Raw genomic sequence first — 15,055 nt, 5'->3', positions numbered from 1 at the left:
GGCCCGCGACGTTGAACTTACCGCCCCCCGGTCTTATGCCTGGGCGATGCAAAGCTCCCTCCTCACCGCACCGCCGCTGATGACCCGGTTCCGCCCCGTGACCGCGGCGATGCGCAAGCCTGCGCCGTTCCTGCCGATGAGCCGTGCCGAGATGGACAGCCTCGGCTGGGACGCGTGCGACGTCGTGCTGGTGACTGGCGACGCCTATGTCGACCATCCGAGCTTCGGCATGGCGATCATCGGGCGCCTCTTGGAGTCGCAGGGCTTCCGCGTCGGCATCATCGCGCAGCCGGACTGGCACTCGGCCGAGCCGTTCAAGGCGCTGGGCAAGCCGCTTGTGTTCTTCGGCGTCACCGGCGGCAACATGGACTCGATGGTCAACCGCTACACGGCGGACCGCCGGCTGCGCCACGACGACGCCTACACGCCGCACGGCGAAGGCGGCAAACGGCCGGACCGCTGCACGCTGGTCTATGCCCAGCGTTGCCGCGAGGCGTTCAAGGACGTGCCGGTCGTGCTCGGCGGCATCGAGGCGTCGCTGCGCCGGATCGCGCATTACGATTACTGGTCGGACAAGGTGCGCCGCTCGGTGCTGGCCGACGCCAAGGCCGACCTGTTGCTCTACGGCAATGCCGAACGCGCCGTGGTCGAGGTCGCGCATCGCCTCGCCGCGGGCGAAGCGCCGCGCGAACTCGATGACATTCGCGGCGTCGCGCTGTTCCGGCGCGTGCCGGAGAACTACACGGAATTGCACGCCGACGATCTCGACGCCGCCGACGAGGGCGCGCGCCAAGAGCGCGGCGACGTGGTGATCCGGCTGCCTTCCTGCGAGCAGGTCGAGCAGGACAAGGAAGCCTATGCCCGCGCCTCGCGGGTGCTGCACCGGGAGAGTAATCCGGGCAACGCACGTCCCTTGGTACAGCGCCATGGCGACCGGGATCTGTGGCTCAATCCGCCGCCGATCCCGCTGACCACCGAAGAAATGGATTCGGTCTACGATCTTCCTTACGCCCGCGCGCCGCATCCGTCTTACGGCAGCGCCAAGATCCCGGCGTGGGACATGATCAAGACGTCGGTGACGATCATGCGCGGCTGCTTCGGCGGCTGTACCTTCTGCTCGATCACCGAGCACGAAGGCCGCATCATCCAGAGCCGCTCGGAGGGTTCGATCCTGCAGGAGATCGAGAAGATCCGCGACAAGACGCCGGGCTTCACCGGAGTGATCTCGGATATCGGCGGCCCGACCGCCAACATGTACCGGATGGCCTGCAAGGACCCGAAGGTCGAAGCCGCCTGCCGGCGGCCGTCCTGCGTGTTTCCGGAGATCTGCCCGAACCTCAACACCTCGCACGACGACCTGATCCGGCTGTACCGCAAGGTGCGTGAGGTCAAGGGCGTCAAGAAGGTGATGGTGGCGTCCGGGGTGCGCTACGATCTCGCGGTGAAGAGCCCGGCCTATATCAAGGAGCTTGTGAGCCATCACGTCGGCGGTTACTTGAAGATCGCGCCCGAGCACACCGAGCGCGGCCCGCTCGACAAGATGATGAAGCCGGGCATCGGCGCCTATCACCGCTTCAAGCAGATGTTCGAAGCCGCCGCCAAGCAGGCCGGCAAGCAGTATTATCTGATCCCGTATTTCATCGCGGCGCATCCCGGCACGACCGACGAGGACATGATGAACCTCGCGCTGTGGCTGAAGCGCAATCGCTACCGCGCCGACCAGGTGCAGACCTTCCTGCCCTCGCCGATGGCGACCGCGACCGCGATGTATCACAGCGGCGTCAATCCGCTGCGCGGCGTGCGCCACGGCGCCAGCGAGCCGGTCGAGGCGATCAAGGGCCTGCGTCAGCGCCGGCTGCACAAGGCGTTCCTGCGCTATCACGATCCGGACAACTGGCCGGTGCTGCGCGACGCGCTGAAAGCGATGGGCCGTGCCGATCTGATCGGTTCACGGCCCGATCAGCTCGTGCCGGCACATCAGCCGCCCGGCACCGGCAAAGCCGCCGGCACCCGCCGCCCGCTACGCGGCGACGGACCGAAGCCGCAGCGCTTCACCACCAAGGGCGTGCGGCTGGTCAAGTAACCGCCGCCATCGCAAGTCGCGGGCTTACGTCAGCAGCCCGCGCTTGCCTTCCTTCCAGCGCGCGAATTCGGTCTGCAGCACCGAGACGTGCTCGTCCTCTTCGGCGGCGAGCTCGCGATAGAGCTGGCGTTCGACCGATCCGTCCGGCGTCTCGCCGACCCGGGTCTTGAAGAACGAGGCGGCGCGCCGCTCGAACTCGATCGCGGCTTCGAACAGCGTGGTCGGATCGCCGATCCGCCCCTTGACGCCGGCCATGATCGCCGCGGTGCCGAGGTGGAAGCCTTCGGTCGCCTGCGGAATCGCCACATGATAGCGATTGGCCAGCGTCGTCATGTGCTCCTCTTCCATCTCGGCGAAGCTGAGGAACAGCTCCTGCAACGTCGGATCGGAGGTTTCCTTGGCGGCGCGCGCATAGAACGCGCGGCCACCGAGTTCGATCTCGAACGCGGTGCGGATCGCCGCCAGCCCCGCCTCGTCGCTCACGCCGGCTCGGTCGAGCGGCTGCAGCTTGCCACCGCAATGCGGGCACATGCCGTAGGGGAAGGCGAAGCCTTCGCTGACCTTGGCACAGTCGTCGCAGCGCCATTGCAGCTCAGAGCCGGCGCAGCAGATGTACTCCTCCGGGCCTTCCAGCGGCTGGTGACACTTCGGGCAATGCGCCACGCCATCCTCCTCGATCGGCGGCGCCAGCTTGCCGGCGACGAAGTCGTCGGCGTCCTGCGCCGTAATGGGCCATTTGGTCTTGTTCAGCCGCAGCCAGGCGGCAATCGACTTCGCGGCGCGGCGGCCCGCGCTCATCGCCAGAATCACGGTCGCACCGCCGGTGACGATGTCGCCGCCGGCGAACACGCCCGGCATGTTGGTCGACTGGGTGTCGTCATCGGCCGCGATGTTGCCCCACTTGTTGAGCTCGAGACCCGGCGTCGCCTGACCGATGATCGGATTGGGCTTGGTGCCGAGTGCGTAGATCACCGTGTCGCATTCCAGCTCGATGAACTCGTCGAGCGGCACCGGCTTGCGGCGGCCGCGCTCGTCGGCCTCGCCAAGCTCCATTTTCTGCAGCCGCACCGCGCGAACGTCGCCGCTCTCGGTGACGAGAATCTCCACCGGCGAATGCAGGAAGAAGAAGTCGACGCCTTCTTCCTTGGCGTGGCGGATCTCTTCGATGCGGGCCGGCGCCTCGGCCTCCGAGCGGCGATACACGCAGCGCACCGTCGCGGCGCCGACGCGGCGGGCGACGCGCAGGCAATCCATCGCGGTGTTGCCGGCACCGATCACGATCACGCTGTTGCCGACGCTGACCGGCGTGTCGAGATACGGGAAACGGTCGCCGCCCATCAGATTGATGCGGGTCAGGAATTCGTTGGCCGAATACACCCGTCCGGCGAATTCGCCGGGGATACCCAGGAAGGTCGGCGCACCGGCGCCCGCCGCGACGAACACCGCATCGAAGCCGCGACCATTCATCAACTGCTCGATCGTGAAGGTCTTGCCGACGACCTTGTTGGTCTCGAACTTGACGCCGATGTCCTTCAGCCGCTGAATTTCGCGGTCGATGATGTCGCGCGGCAACCGGAACGACGGAATGCCGTATTGCAGCACGCCGCCGAGCACATGCAGGGCCTCATAGACCGTGGTCTCGACATTGTAGCGGGTGAGATCGGCGGCGGCGGCGAGGCCGGCCGGACCGGAGCCGACGATCGCGACCTTACCGATAACCTTGCTGAGGTCGATCGGCTTGCTCTTCGGCGCTCGCGCATTGTCGCCGACGAAACGCTCGAGCCGGCCGATCGCGACCGGCTCGTGCTTCTTGTACTTGCGGATGATGCACTGCGCTTCGCACTGCGTCTCCTGCGGGCAGACCCGGCCGCAGATCGACGGGAAGATGCTCGACTGATAGATCGTCTCCAGCGCCGCATCGAAGTCGCGGAACAGGATGTTCCGAATGAACACCGGAATGTCGATCCCGACCGGACAGCCGGCGACGCAGGTCGGCGTGATGCACTGGATGCAGCGCTCGGCCTCCTGCAGCGCCTCCTCGACCGAATAGCCGAGATTGACTTCCTTGAAATTGGCGGCGCGCTCGTGGGCGTCGCGCTCCGGCATCGGGGTCTGATGCGGCGGCAGCGTCGCCAGCTTCTTGTAGTTGCGCTTGCCCTCGACGATGAGCTGCTTTTCGAGATTGCAGACATGGGCGAAATGTTCGTTCGCCTTGTCTTCCTCGGTCTTGAAACGCTTCTGTCGGGCGTGCAACTCGTGGAAGTCGACCTTGTGGCCATCGAAATCCGGGCCGTCGACGCAGGCGAACTTCACCTCGCCGCCGACCGTGACGCGGCACGAGCCGCACATGCCGGTGCCGTCGACCATGATCGTATTCAGCGACACCATGGTCTTGACGCCGTGCGGACGGGTCGTCTCGACGCAGGCGTGCATCATCGGCATCGGACCGATCGCCACCACCTTGTCGGGCTTCTGCTGGGTGATCACCCGCTCCAGCGCCGCGGTGACCAAACCTGCCTCGCCGTAGCTGCCGTCGTCGGTGCAGATGATCAGCTCGTCGGCGAACTCGCGGAACTTGTCTTCCCAGAACACCAGATCCTTGGTGCGGAAGCCCATGATCGCGGTGGTCCGCGCGCCGGATTGCTTGAAGGCACGAAGCTGCGGGAAGATCGGGGCGACGCCGAGGCCGCCGCCGACGAACACGACGTGATCGACCTTGTCGATATGCTGCGGCAGGCCGAGCGGACCGACGAAGTCCTCGAACGCCTCGCCTTCCTTGAACTTGTCGCGCATCTCGCGCGTGGTCTTGCCGAGCGCCTGGACCACGACGGTCACCAGCCCCTTGTCGCGATCGAAATCGGCGACGGTGAGCGGAATGCGTTCGGCGCCGTCGTAGAGACGGAGCATCACGAAATGGCCGGGCTCGGCGGAAGCGGCGATATCCGGCGCCTCGACGTCCCACAGGAAAGTCGCGTCCGAGAACTGCTCGCGTCGCACAATACGATACATGATGTCAGCACAGATTGGTCCGAGGCCGGCGAGCGGCGTCGTCAGGTGACGGGAAAGCGGCTCAAAATAGCCAAGGAGCGCCAAATTGATTTGACCTCGGTCATGTCCGGTGTGGCGCCGCACACCGATCACGTAGAAATGTTCCGCCGCGGGCCGAACGCGAGGCGCGCGCATGGCCGACATGCGAAGGCCGCCCGGCTCGCGGCGGGCGGCCTTCGACAAAGGTCTAATGAGTCACGTAGCGATGAACTAATCGATCATCTCGATCACCGCACATCTGCGGTGCGCCGCATCAGCAAGTCAGCGCACGCTCTCCGCCGTATCGGACCGGCCCGCCATGCAGATCAGGGTCGCCTGACCGATGGCGACCAGCGAACGACCTTCCGCCGCGTCGGCGAACACTTCGAGCTGACAGATCGTCAGCGTCTTGCCCGACTTCACCACCTTGCCGACCGCTTCCAGCGCGTCACCGCGCGCCGGGTTCAACAGATTGACCTTGAACTCCACGGTGAGAACCGAACTGTCTTCCGGAAACATCGTATAGGCAGCGTAGCCGCCGGCCGAATCCGCGATCGCCGACGTGCCGCCGGCGTGGAAGTAACCATGCTGCTGCGACAGCTCCGACCGAAACGGCATCCGGATCGTCACCAGCCCGAGCCGCACCTCGTGAATCGTTGCACCGAGATGCTGCATCAACCCCTGACGACCGAAGCTGTCGCGGATCCGCCGCTCCAGCGCCGGTTCGACTGGCGTTCCGATTTTAGCCTTCATCATCTCTCCCTACGTGTTCGTTTGTGTTTGCGCTGCCGCCGAGTCTAACGGGCCGCGGCGCCGCGACCGGAGTGAAAAACTGCCGCACCATGTTGAGAAATTCTCGTCGCGAGCCGAGTCGCGCTCATGCTTGCCTGATGAAATCTCAGCAGCGAACCGGCAGCCGCCGTGCGAAGTCTGGCGACGCGCCGCGCCGCGATCTGACGCGTGCAGAATGAAGGACGCAAGGGAGATGGAGACCACGTCGCTGACGGCACTCGCGCTCTACACCTTCGTGATGTGTATCACGCCGGGACCGAACAATCTGATGCTGACGAGCTCCGGGCTGATTTTCGGGATGGCGCGGACCTGTCCCCACATCTGTGGCATTGCGTTCGGCGCCGCGACGCAGCTGATCGCGATCGGAGCCGGACTCGGCGCCGTGTTCGCGATCGAACCACGGCTCCAAATCGCGCTCAAGCTGATCGGCTCGCTGTATCTGCTCTGGCTCGCCGGCAAACTGTGGCATGCAGCGGAGCTACGCGATTCGGCGCTGGCATCGCCGGTCACGTTCTTTCAGGCCGCGGCGTTCCAGTTCGTCAACCCGAAGGCGTGGCTGATCGCCGTCACGGTGATCGCCGCTTTCGTGTCGCCCGGCGACGGCTATGCGCTGCGGATCGCGCTTGTCTGCGCGGTGTTCGCGATCGTCGGCACACCGTGCCTTGCGGTGTGGGCGGCGTTCGGCGCCGGCCTGCGCCAGGTCCTGCACGATCCGGCGAAACTGCTCGTCATCAACCGAACTATGGCCGCTCTTACAGCCATCACAGCAGGATTATTCTGGCTATGACACGTCTGTCTCGCAGTGACCTTGAGCATCACGCGACGACATGGATCGACGCATGGAATCGTCACGACGTCGGCGCGGTGATCGAGCCGTTCGCAACGGATGCGGTGTTCGTCAGCCCGCGCGCCGCGACGGTGACCGGCGATGCCACCGTGCGCGGCCGCGACGCGCTCCACGCTTATTGGATCAAGGCGCTCGACGCGGTCCCGGACCTCGTCTTCACGTTCGAATCCGCGGTCTGCGACGAGGCCACTCAAACTGTGCTTGTCCACTACGTCTCGCACGCGGGTGGGCGCACGCTCCGCGCCTGCGAATTGATGCGCTTCGAAAACGGCCGGCAGGTTTACGGCGAGGCGTTCTACGGCGCCGACCTGTCGCAAGCCGCGGTATGAGCGCGGTCGAAGCTGCCGGCAAGCTCGCCGCCGATCGCAAAGGAGCCGCGCGTTGACCGTCTACGCCATTGCCCAGATCACGATCCACGACCGCGCCCGCTACGAGCGTTACGCCGCGCGTTTCCGGCCGACCCTCCAGCCCTATGGCGGGCGGCTACTCGCGGCTGACGAGAAGCCACGGCGGGTGGAAGGATCGCTGACTTGCCAGAAGGTGATCCTGCTGACGTTTCCCGACGAGGCGGCGTTTCGCGCGTGGGAGACGTCACCCGACTACGAGGCCATCGCGGTCGATCGGCGCGCCGCGACCACCGGCAACGTCGTGCTGGTCAAAGGACTCGGCTGAGGCGAGACGACCCGCAATGGGAAGCGGGCCATCAACGCCGCACGGCCGGCACCGGGCCCACCGGCTTGGCCGCCTCGCTCATCATCCAGGCACGGACGTTTCTGATCCTGCGGTCGCGCTCCAGCGCCGGTGGATAGCACAGATAGTAGCCGGCATTGGCCGAGACATGGTGATCGAGGATCGGCGCCAGGCGGTCCGACGCAATGTCGCAAGCTGCGACCTCGATCCCGGCAAAGGTGATACCTGCGCCATCGATCGCCGCCTTGAGACCGAGTCCGGACGTATCGACGATGGTGATCGCCGCCGGCTTGATCGGCCCACCGGGCAGGCTCGCGTTCCAGCGATTGAAATTCTCCTGCCGGTGCTGCGACAGAAACAGGTTGGCGCGCGCGATCGCCTTGCGCCTCTCGGCCTCGTCGCCCGATTGCCAATCCGCCGCCCGCCCGAGCAGCGCGACATTCTCGTCGAACAACAGTTCGGAGCGAACGCCGGGCCAAGATCCGCGGCCCTGACGAACCGCCGCATCGGCAACGCCGGCGCCGAGGTCGACGACCGATTGGGTGGTCGAGATCAGCAGTTCGAACCCCGCCCGCGCGAACGGATAGGAGGTCAGACGCGGCGACAGCCAATGCACCGCGAAAGTCGGCAGCATCGACAGCCGCAGCGGCCCGAGCTTGCGATCGTTCTTCAGCCGCCCCACCGCGCCGGTGATTTGGGCAAAGCCGGCGGTCAGCTCCGGCGACAGCAGCCTCCCGGTCTCCGTCAGCTCCAGCCGCGGCCCGACCCGGCGCATCAGTTCGACGCCCAACAACTCTTCCAGAATGCGAAGCTGATGACTGACCGCGGACGGCGTCACGCCGATCTCGCCGGCCGCCTCCTTGATCGACATGTAGCGCGCGGCCGCCTCGAACGCCCGCAGCGCCTTGAGCGGAACGCCGAGCCGCATCGCGTCGGCGGCGCCAACCGCTTCGCGATCCGCAGCGATCGGTTCGCCGCGCCCCGGACCAAGCGATCTCAACGTGGCTTGACGTTTGCTCAGTCGCGCCGCGCCGCACTTTGGCGACGATGCTGCGGCAACCGGCCGCGATGCGGTCGGCACCGCCGCGACGGCGCTCTGGTCGATGCACGCGAATGCTGATCGATTGTCGTCCATGCCCACCTTCGGAAACAGACAGTCTTCCCGGCCTGATCCTAGTGGACGTGACACTTTGTGCAAAATATAAAGCGTCACATTACACTCTGAGGCAAGCGCATGCGTCTGCAGTCTCCCTGGCATCCGCGGCTGGCCGATGGCGCCGAGTCGCCCTGCGACCGGCTGGTCTCGGCGTTGTCCGAGGACATCGGAGTCGGACGCCTGGAGGTCGGCGCGCGGCTTCCTGCGCATCGCGACCTCGCCTGGAAGCTCGGCATCGGTCTCGGCACGGTCACCAAAGCGTATGGGATTCTGGAGCGGCGCGGCCTGGTCCGGTCAGTCACCGGGCGCGGCACCTTCGTGGCGGTGACCGAATCCCGCACCGGCGAGGTCATCGACCTGTCGCGCAACGCCCCGCCGTCGGCGGTGAGCGAACGACTGATCGCGCGGTCACTGACCGCCGTCGCCAAGCGCGTCGATGCCGACGTGTTCAACGCCTATCCGCCGGTGATCGGCCACATCCGGTTTCGCAGCGAGCTGGCGCGATGGTTTCGCCGGCTCGGGATGGACGCGGACCCGGCGCGTCTGCTGCTGACCAACGGCGCGCAGCACGCGCTCGCCGTCAGCCTGTCGACGCTGTGCGGACCGGCCGGCACGCTGTTCGTCGAGCAGCAGACCTATCCGGGGATCATCGGCCTCGCCCGCCATCTCGGCGTGACGCTGGTCGCCGTCGCGATGGACCAGGAAGGCATGCTGCCGGAAGCGCTCGACCGGGAGCTGACGACGCAGCAGCTCCGTCCCGCCGCGGTCTATCTGACGCCGACGATGCAGAACCCGACCACCGGCTCGATGAGCAGGAGCCGGCGCGAGGCGATCGTCGCGATCTGCCGCCGCCACGACATCGTGGCGATCGAAGACGACGTCTATGCGCTGCGGCCCGATCCGGCCTATCCGCCAATCGCGAGTCTGGCGCCCGAGCGGGTGTTCTACATCAACAGCCTGTCGAAGACGCTGAATCCGGCGCTGCGGATCGGCGGGCTGGTAGTTCCGGGCCCGTGGTTCACCCGCGCCGAGGCGGCGCTGCATGCGAGTGGGCTGATGATCAGTCCGCTGAGCTGTTCGGTGATGGAGCAATGGCTGCTCGACGGCACCGCAGACGCGGTGAGCGTCGCGATCCAGGAAGAGGCCGGCCGGCGCCGGATCGTCGCGGCCGAGTTGCTCGGCGGCGCGATGCATCACCCCGCTCACATCGGCTATCATGTGTGGCTGCCGCTTTCGCCGACGGACGCCGAAGCAGTCGATGCGGCAGCCAAGGCGATCGGCATCCTGGTAACGCCGCCGTCGTCGACCTCGGTGGGCGGCATCAGCGCCGGCATTCGTCTCTGCATCGGCGCGCCGCCGCGGGCGGATCTCGAGAAAGCACTCGGTGCGATCAAGTCGATCATCGCGCGTATCGCCGCCCGCAGCGACGATACCTTGGCGACGCTCCGCTGAGACGGGCGCCGACGTCGCCTAACTGCGCTGATCGAACGCCAACCTCACCCCGAACGCGATCAGCACCGAACCGGTCACACCGTCGATCCCGCGCGTGAACGCCGGATTGCGAACCAGCCTGGCGAACGGCCGCGTCGCCGCAGTAATCGCCGCGAACCAGATCAGCCCCATCACCGCGTGAATGCCGGCAAGGCCGACGCTGAAGGCCACCACCGGAGCATCCTGCGGAATGAACTGCGGCAGGAAGCTGACGTAGAACACACCGACTTTCGGATTGAGCAGATTGGTCATCAGGCCGCGCACGAACCAGCCGGCCGAACGAGCAGCTGACGGCTCAGGCAGCGCAGCGTCCGCGGCCGGCTCCAGCACCGCCGCCGGTCGGAAGGCAGCGCGCACCATCTGGGCGCCGAGCCAGACCAGATAGGCTGCCCCGGCATATTGCAGAATGCGATAGCCGATCTCGGAGACGGTGAGTACGGCGCCGAGGCCGACCGAAGCCAATAGTCCCCACGCCAACACCCCGCTCACGACACCGGCCCCGGCTTTCATCGCCGCACCGCCGCCTTCGACCGTCGCGGTGCGCAGCACCAGCGCGGTATCCAGTCCCGGCGTGATCGTCAGCAGCGCGGCGGCGACAGAGAACGCGGCGATCGCAGACATCCAATCCATCTCATCCTCCGAGGCCGGCGCAGAACGCATCGAACAGCAACCGGCCCTGCGGCCATTCCCCCAGACCACTTGCGCCGTTGATGTGGCCGTGAGCGCCGGCAATCACCAAACCCGCCTTCCATTCGCGGGCCCGTCGCCGCGCGTAGTCGAGCGAGCCGTAAGGATCGTCGGTACTGGCGACGATCAGCGCCGGAAACGGCAGCGGCTGCACCGGTGGATGAGCAAAGCTCGCCGCTTCGGCCGGAAACGCCGCGGCGTCCGGATCCGGCACCGCGACAAGGAAAGCGCCGCGCACACGGTCCCGGACCTGCTCGGCCGCATGCGCGACCAACAAACAGGCGAGGCTGTGCGCGACCAGAACCGCCGGCTGCGGCGCATCGGCGAGCGCGGCGCCGAGCGCCCGTGTCCAGTCGGCGAGATCGGGCGCGTCCCAATCCGCCGGACGAAACCGCGTGAACGAGGGGGCGGCGGACTGCCAGAGGGTTTGCCAATGCGTCTCTCCGGAGCCGCTGATACCCGGAATGATAATCACTGGTGCCATGGTGCCCGCCTGATGCTGATCATACGCAAGGCATCTTATGATGAAACTGAAGCGATCTCATTCGGGCTGAAACATTTCTCATCCGCCGGCGCGGCGGGAGGAGATCCTGCGGCTTGACATCGAGGTCACTGGTGGCGTCGATGCTGATCGACGACATGTCCGTTCCGGACAGATCATTCGATCAAGCACGCGTCGCTCGCATCCGTCGCGACGTCGTGCGGAGCGCACGATGACAAAACTTCCCCGCTCGAAAACCGCCGTCGTGATTCGGCACGTCCTGTTCGAAGACCTCGGATACTTCGCACCCGTCCTCACCGCGGCCGACTACGACATCCGCTACGTCGATCTCGATCAGACACCATTCTCGGCAATCGATCCGGAGGAGCCCGATCTGTTGATCGTGCTCGGCGGACCGATCGGCGTCTATGAAGGCGACGTTTATCCGTACCTGCTCGAGGAGCGCCGGATTCTGGCGGCGCGGCTGGCCGCCAATCGACCGACCTTCGGTATCTGCCTCGGCGCCCAGCAGATCGCCGCGACGCTCGGCGCCAGCGTTGCTCCGATGGGCCACAAGGAAATCGGATTCGGAGCGCTGACGCTGACCGATGCAGGACGGCGCGGACCGCTCCGGCATCTCGACGGCATCCCGGTGCTGCATTGGCACGGCGATGCGTTCCAGATTCCCGCTGGCGCCGATAACCTCGCCACCACGGCGCTGTGCGCCACGCAGGGCTTTGCGATCGGCCGCAATGTGCTGGGGCTGCAGTTTCACCCTGAAGTCGAAATCGATCACGGCATCGAACGCTGGCTCACCGGGCATGCGGCGGAGCTGTCGGGAGCCGGCATCGATCCGCGCGCGCTGAGGGCGCAGGCGAAAGCCATCCCATCTGACGCGCACCTCGCCGGGCAGCGGATGTTCGAGGAATGGCTGTCGCAGATCAGTTGATGCCCGAAGACATCGAGCGGCGCGGCAGCGATCCGGCGCGCGGCGCTACGGACCGGCCTCGAGCGTCAGCGTGAATACCGCGCCGCCGCCGACTCGATTGGCGGCGACGAGCGTGCCGCCGTGCTCGCGGGCGATGCCGTAGCTGATCCACAGGCCGAGCCCGGTGCCCTCGCCGACCGGCTTGGTGGTGAAGAACGGCTCGAAGATCTTGTCGATCATGCCGTCCGGCAGACCCGGGCCGTTGTCGGCGACCGCGATCGCCACCTCATCGTTCTGACGCTTGGCCGAAATCTCGATCCGCGGCGCGGCGTGGCCGCGCAGCGCATCGATCGCGTTGTCGACCAGATTGACCATGATCTGGTGAAACTGGCCTTCATTGCCGATCACCGTCACGTCTGGCGCGATGTCGAAAACGAGTTCGACACGGCCGGGCTTGGCGCGCGCCGCCCAGCGCGCCGCGGTCCGCACGATGCGGTCGACGTCGATCGGTTGGGTCTCGCCGGTGCGCGGAAAACTCAGTCGGCGCAGGTTCTTCACCACGTCCGAGACCCGCATCGCGCCTTCCAGCGTGCCCTCGATCAGCGACGCGTAGTCGGCGAGCAGCGCATCGATCTTCAAGCGGCGGCGCAGTTCGTCGATCTCGGCCGGATCGGCGCCGCCGTGGATCGCCGTCAGATACGCCGCCATCCGCTCGCGGTAACGCTCCAGCATGTGGATGTTGCCGTAGATGAAGCTGATCGGATTGTTGAGTTCGTGGGCGACGCCGGCGACCAGCCGGCCGAGGCTCGCCATCTTCTCCTGCTCGACGAGCTGGCGCTGGGCGCGCTGCAATTCGCTGTGCGCGGTGTGCAGCGCCTCGTAGGCGCGGCGCAGCTCGCCGATCGGTCGCCCGGTCAGCACCGTGCCGACACGATGGCCGGCCTGATCGCAGCGCGTCGCGCCGTTGATGGCGTAGAGATCCGACAATCCGTGCGCGGTGACGAAGCGGATTTCCAGCGCGATCTCCGAAGACGACGACGCGCGCAGCAATTCCTCGATCCGGGCCCGGTCGGCGGCATCGACCAGATCGCCAAGCGGGCGCTCGACCACCGCCTCGGCGGGCGTCGCCAACAGCCGCACCGCCGCCGGATTGATCTGCAGCACGATGCCGTTGCGGTCGCAGACGATCAGGATGTCGGAGACCGACTCGATGACGCTGGAGATGAACGCCTGCGCTTCCTCCAGCGCGGTGTTTTTCTCTTCGAGATCGGTCTCGTAGCGAAGCAGGTCCGCATAGACCTCGTCCATCTTGCGGATCACTTCGATCCAGGCCGCCTCCTGGTCGCCGTCGAGCGGCGACAACAGAGGCGAACCGACGCGCTCGATCAATCGTTCGCCGGGTGCGATGCGATCAGGCATCGTCGCTGAGGCCCTTGCGCAGATCGTAGCGGCCGAGCTTGTTGCGCAGGCCGACGCGCGACAGGCCGAGTTCGCCGGCGACGCGGCTGATGTTGCCGCCGTGGCGATCCAGTGCCTCGATGATCATGTGGCGCTCCAGCGCCTCGATATTGGTCTTCAGGGTCGCGCTGCCATGATGCGAGGACTGCAGGCGGATCGGCTCGCTGCCGTTGCGAATCCGCGCCGACAGATCGGATTCCTGCAGCCAGCCGTCGTTGGTCAACACCACCATACGCTGGATTTCGTTCTGCAGTTCGCGGACGTTGCCGGGCCAGTCGTAGTGCCGCATCCGCGCCAGCGCGCCGGGAGTGAAGCCGTCGACGGCGCGGCCGTAGGATTTGGTGACGTCGGCCAGCACCTTGGCGGCGATCAGCGGCACGTCCATCGGCCGCTCGCGCAGCGACGGCATGTGCAGCGGAAACGCCGCCAGCCGATAAAACAGATCGCGGCGGAAGCGGCCGGCGCGGACTTCGGCCTCGAGGTCGCGATTGGTAGCGGCGACGATGCGGACATCGACCTTGCGCACGCGCTGCGCGCCGAGGGGGCGGATCTCGCTCTCCTGCAGCACCCGCAGCAGCTTGACCTGAAAGGCCGGCGACGTCTCGCCGATCTCGTCGAGAAAGATCGTGCCGCCGTCGGCGACTTCGAACAGCCCGACGCGGTCCTGATAAGCACCGGTGAACGCGCCCTTTTTGCAGCCGAACAATTCGCTTTCCAGAAGCTCGTCCGGCAGCGCGCCGCAGTTCTCGACCACGAACGCCTTGCCGGAACGCGCCGAGCCGTAATGGATCGCGCGCGCCAGCAGTTCCTTGCCGGTGCCGCTCTCGCCGGTGATCAGCACCGAGATGTCGAATTCGGCGGCGCGCTTGCCGAGTTCGATCACCTCGGCGAGCGGGCTGTCGGGCGCGTGCACGATGCGGTCGAAGTCGTACAGCTTGCGGGCCACGCCGCGCTTTTCGGTGACGACACGCTGCACCCGCTCCGGCGTCAGCTTGACGTCGATATTGGCGGTCTCGGTTTCCTTCTGCAGCCGGAACAGCTCGACCGCGCCGCGCACGATGTCGAGCAGCCGGTCCGGATGCCACGGCTTGGCGATGTATTGGTACACCCCCGCCTCGTTGATGCCGGCGATGATGTCCTCGGAGTCCGAATAGCCGGAGATGATCATCCGCACCGGATCGGGCCAGGTCTCGCGAACGTGCTTGAGGAAGTCGACGCCGGTCTCGTACTGCATCCGCTGGTCGCATAGGATGGCGTGGACGATCTCGCTTTCCAGCACGCGCCTCGCCTCGCCGGCATCCTTGGCGCAGATCACCTCGAACTCGTCGCTCAGCACGCGCTTCAGCGATTCCAGCGAGCGGATCTCGTCGTCGACCACCAAAACCGTCGCCTGACCGCTCATCGTCCTCGTTCCA

General features: G+C 66.3%; 13 protein-coding genes. 6 read left to right on the top strand and 7 right to left on the bottom strand.

Going from position 1 to position 15,055, the window contains the following annotated elements; all coding sequences use genetic code 11:
* Positions 1 to 46: 46 nt before the first annotated feature.
* Complete coding sequence (locus M9H71_RS03005; RefSeq protein ID WP_455403619.1) at positions 47 to 2,083, top strand: YgiQ family radical SAM protein; 2,037 nt, start codon at positions 47 to 49, stop codon at positions 2,081 to 2,083.
* A gap of 24 nt (positions 2,084 to 2,107) precedes the next feature.
* On the opposite strand, the gene gltA is transcribed toward M9H71_RS03005, so the two are convergent.
* Together gltA and M9H71_RS02995 are read right to left on the bottom strand one after the other, a co-directional pair.
* On the bottom strand, positions 2,108 to 5,092 hold the full coding sequence (gene gltA, locus M9H71_RS03000) for an NADPH-dependent glutamate synthase (RefSeq protein ID WP_455403618.1): 2,985 nt from the start codon (positions 5,090 to 5,092) through the stop codon (positions 2,108 to 2,110).
* A 300-nt stretch (positions 5,093 to 5,392) separates the two neighbouring features.
* Positions 5,393 to 5,863, bottom strand: coding sequence for a PaaI family thioesterase (locus tag M9H71_RS02995; RefSeq protein WP_455403617.1), 471 nt, complete (start codon positions 5,861 to 5,863; stop codon positions 5,393 to 5,395).
* A gap of 232 nt (positions 5,864 to 6,095) precedes the next feature.
* Between M9H71_RS02995 and M9H71_RS02990 the strand changes: the two genes are divergently transcribed.
* The 3 genes from M9H71_RS02990 to M9H71_RS02980 are packed head-to-tail and all read left to right on the top strand — an operon-like array spanning position 6,096 to position 7,421.
* Entirely contained in the window at positions 6,096 to 6,689 is a 594-nt protein-coding gene (locus tag M9H71_RS02990) for a LysE family translocator (protein ID WP_455403616.1), read from the top strand.
* Positions 6,686 to 7,078: a nuclear transport factor 2 family protein gene (locus M9H71_RS02985; protein ID WP_455403615.1), complete on the top strand. Its 393-nt coding sequence runs from the start codon at positions 6,686 to 6,688 to the stop codon at positions 7,076 to 7,078. Before M9H71_RS02990 ends, M9H71_RS02985 begins: the two co-directional genes overlap by 4 nt.
* Positions 7,079 to 7,130: 52 nt before the next feature.
* Positions 7,131 to 7,421 (top strand): DUF1330 domain-containing protein, encoded by a 291-nt coding sequence (locus M9H71_RS02980; RefSeq protein WP_455403614.1) that lies wholly within the window; start codon positions 7,131 to 7,133, stop codon positions 7,419 to 7,421.
* A gap of 31 nt (positions 7,422 to 7,452) precedes the next feature.
* On the opposite strand, the gene M9H71_RS02975 is transcribed toward M9H71_RS02980, so the two are convergent.
* A complete protein-coding gene (locus M9H71_RS02975) occupies positions 7,453 to 8,439 on the bottom strand; it encodes a LysR substrate-binding domain-containing protein (protein ID WP_455403613.1) in 987 nt (328 codons plus the stop codon).
* A gap of 234 nt (positions 8,440 to 8,673) precedes the next feature.
* On the opposite strand from M9H71_RS02975, the gene M9H71_RS02970 reads away from it, so the two are divergent.
* On the top strand, positions 8,674 to 10,047 hold the full coding sequence (locus M9H71_RS02970; protein WP_455403612.1) for an aminotransferase-like domain-containing protein: 1,374 nt from the start codon (positions 8,674 to 8,676) through the stop codon (positions 10,045 to 10,047).
* Positions 10,048 to 10,065: 18 nt separating this feature from the next.
* On the opposite strand, the gene M9H71_RS02965 is transcribed toward M9H71_RS02970, so the two are convergent.
* Together M9H71_RS02965 and M9H71_RS02960 are read right to left on the bottom strand one after the other, a co-directional pair.
* Positions 10,066 to 10,716 carry a LysE family translocator gene (locus M9H71_RS02965; protein ID WP_455403611.1) on the bottom strand — a complete coding sequence of 217 codons (651 nt, stop codon included), beginning with the start codon at positions 10,714 to 10,716 and terminating at the stop codon, positions 10,066 to 10,068.
* A gap of 1 nt (position 10,717) precedes the next feature.
* Positions 10,718 to 11,257 carry an RBBP9/YdeN family alpha/beta hydrolase gene (locus tag M9H71_RS02960; protein ID WP_455403610.1) on the bottom strand — a complete coding sequence of 180 codons (540 nt, stop codon included), beginning with the start codon at positions 11,255 to 11,257 and terminating at the stop codon, positions 10,718 to 10,720.
* Positions 11,258 to 11,486: 229 nt separating this feature from the next.
* Between M9H71_RS02960 and M9H71_RS02955 the strand changes: the two genes are divergently transcribed.
* Positions 11,487 to 12,203, top strand: coding sequence for a glutamine amidotransferase (locus tag M9H71_RS02955; protein WP_455403609.1), 717 nt, complete (start codon positions 11,487 to 11,489; stop codon positions 12,201 to 12,203).
* 45 nt (positions 12,204 to 12,248) lie between these two features.
* Here the strand turns inward: M9H71_RS02955 and M9H71_RS02950 are convergent, their stop codons facing one another.
* Both M9H71_RS02950 and M9H71_RS02945 read right to left on the bottom strand, forming a co-directional pair.
* Positions 12,249 to 13,601, bottom strand: coding sequence for a sensor histidine kinase (locus M9H71_RS02950; protein WP_455403608.1), 1,353 nt, complete (start codon positions 13,599 to 13,601; stop codon positions 12,249 to 12,251).
* A complete protein-coding gene (locus tag M9H71_RS02945) occupies positions 13,594 to 15,042 on the bottom strand; it encodes a sigma-54-dependent transcriptional regulator (protein WP_455403607.1) in 1,449 nt (482 codons plus the stop codon). The genes M9H71_RS02950 and M9H71_RS02945 overlap by 8 nt, the downstream gene beginning before the upstream one ends.
* Positions 15,043 to 15,055 lie beyond the last annotated feature (13 nt).

It is taken from the genome of Rhodopseudomonas parapalustris, from assembly GCF_053772255.1.
This window is presented reverse-complemented; position numbering and strand designations above follow the sequence as displayed.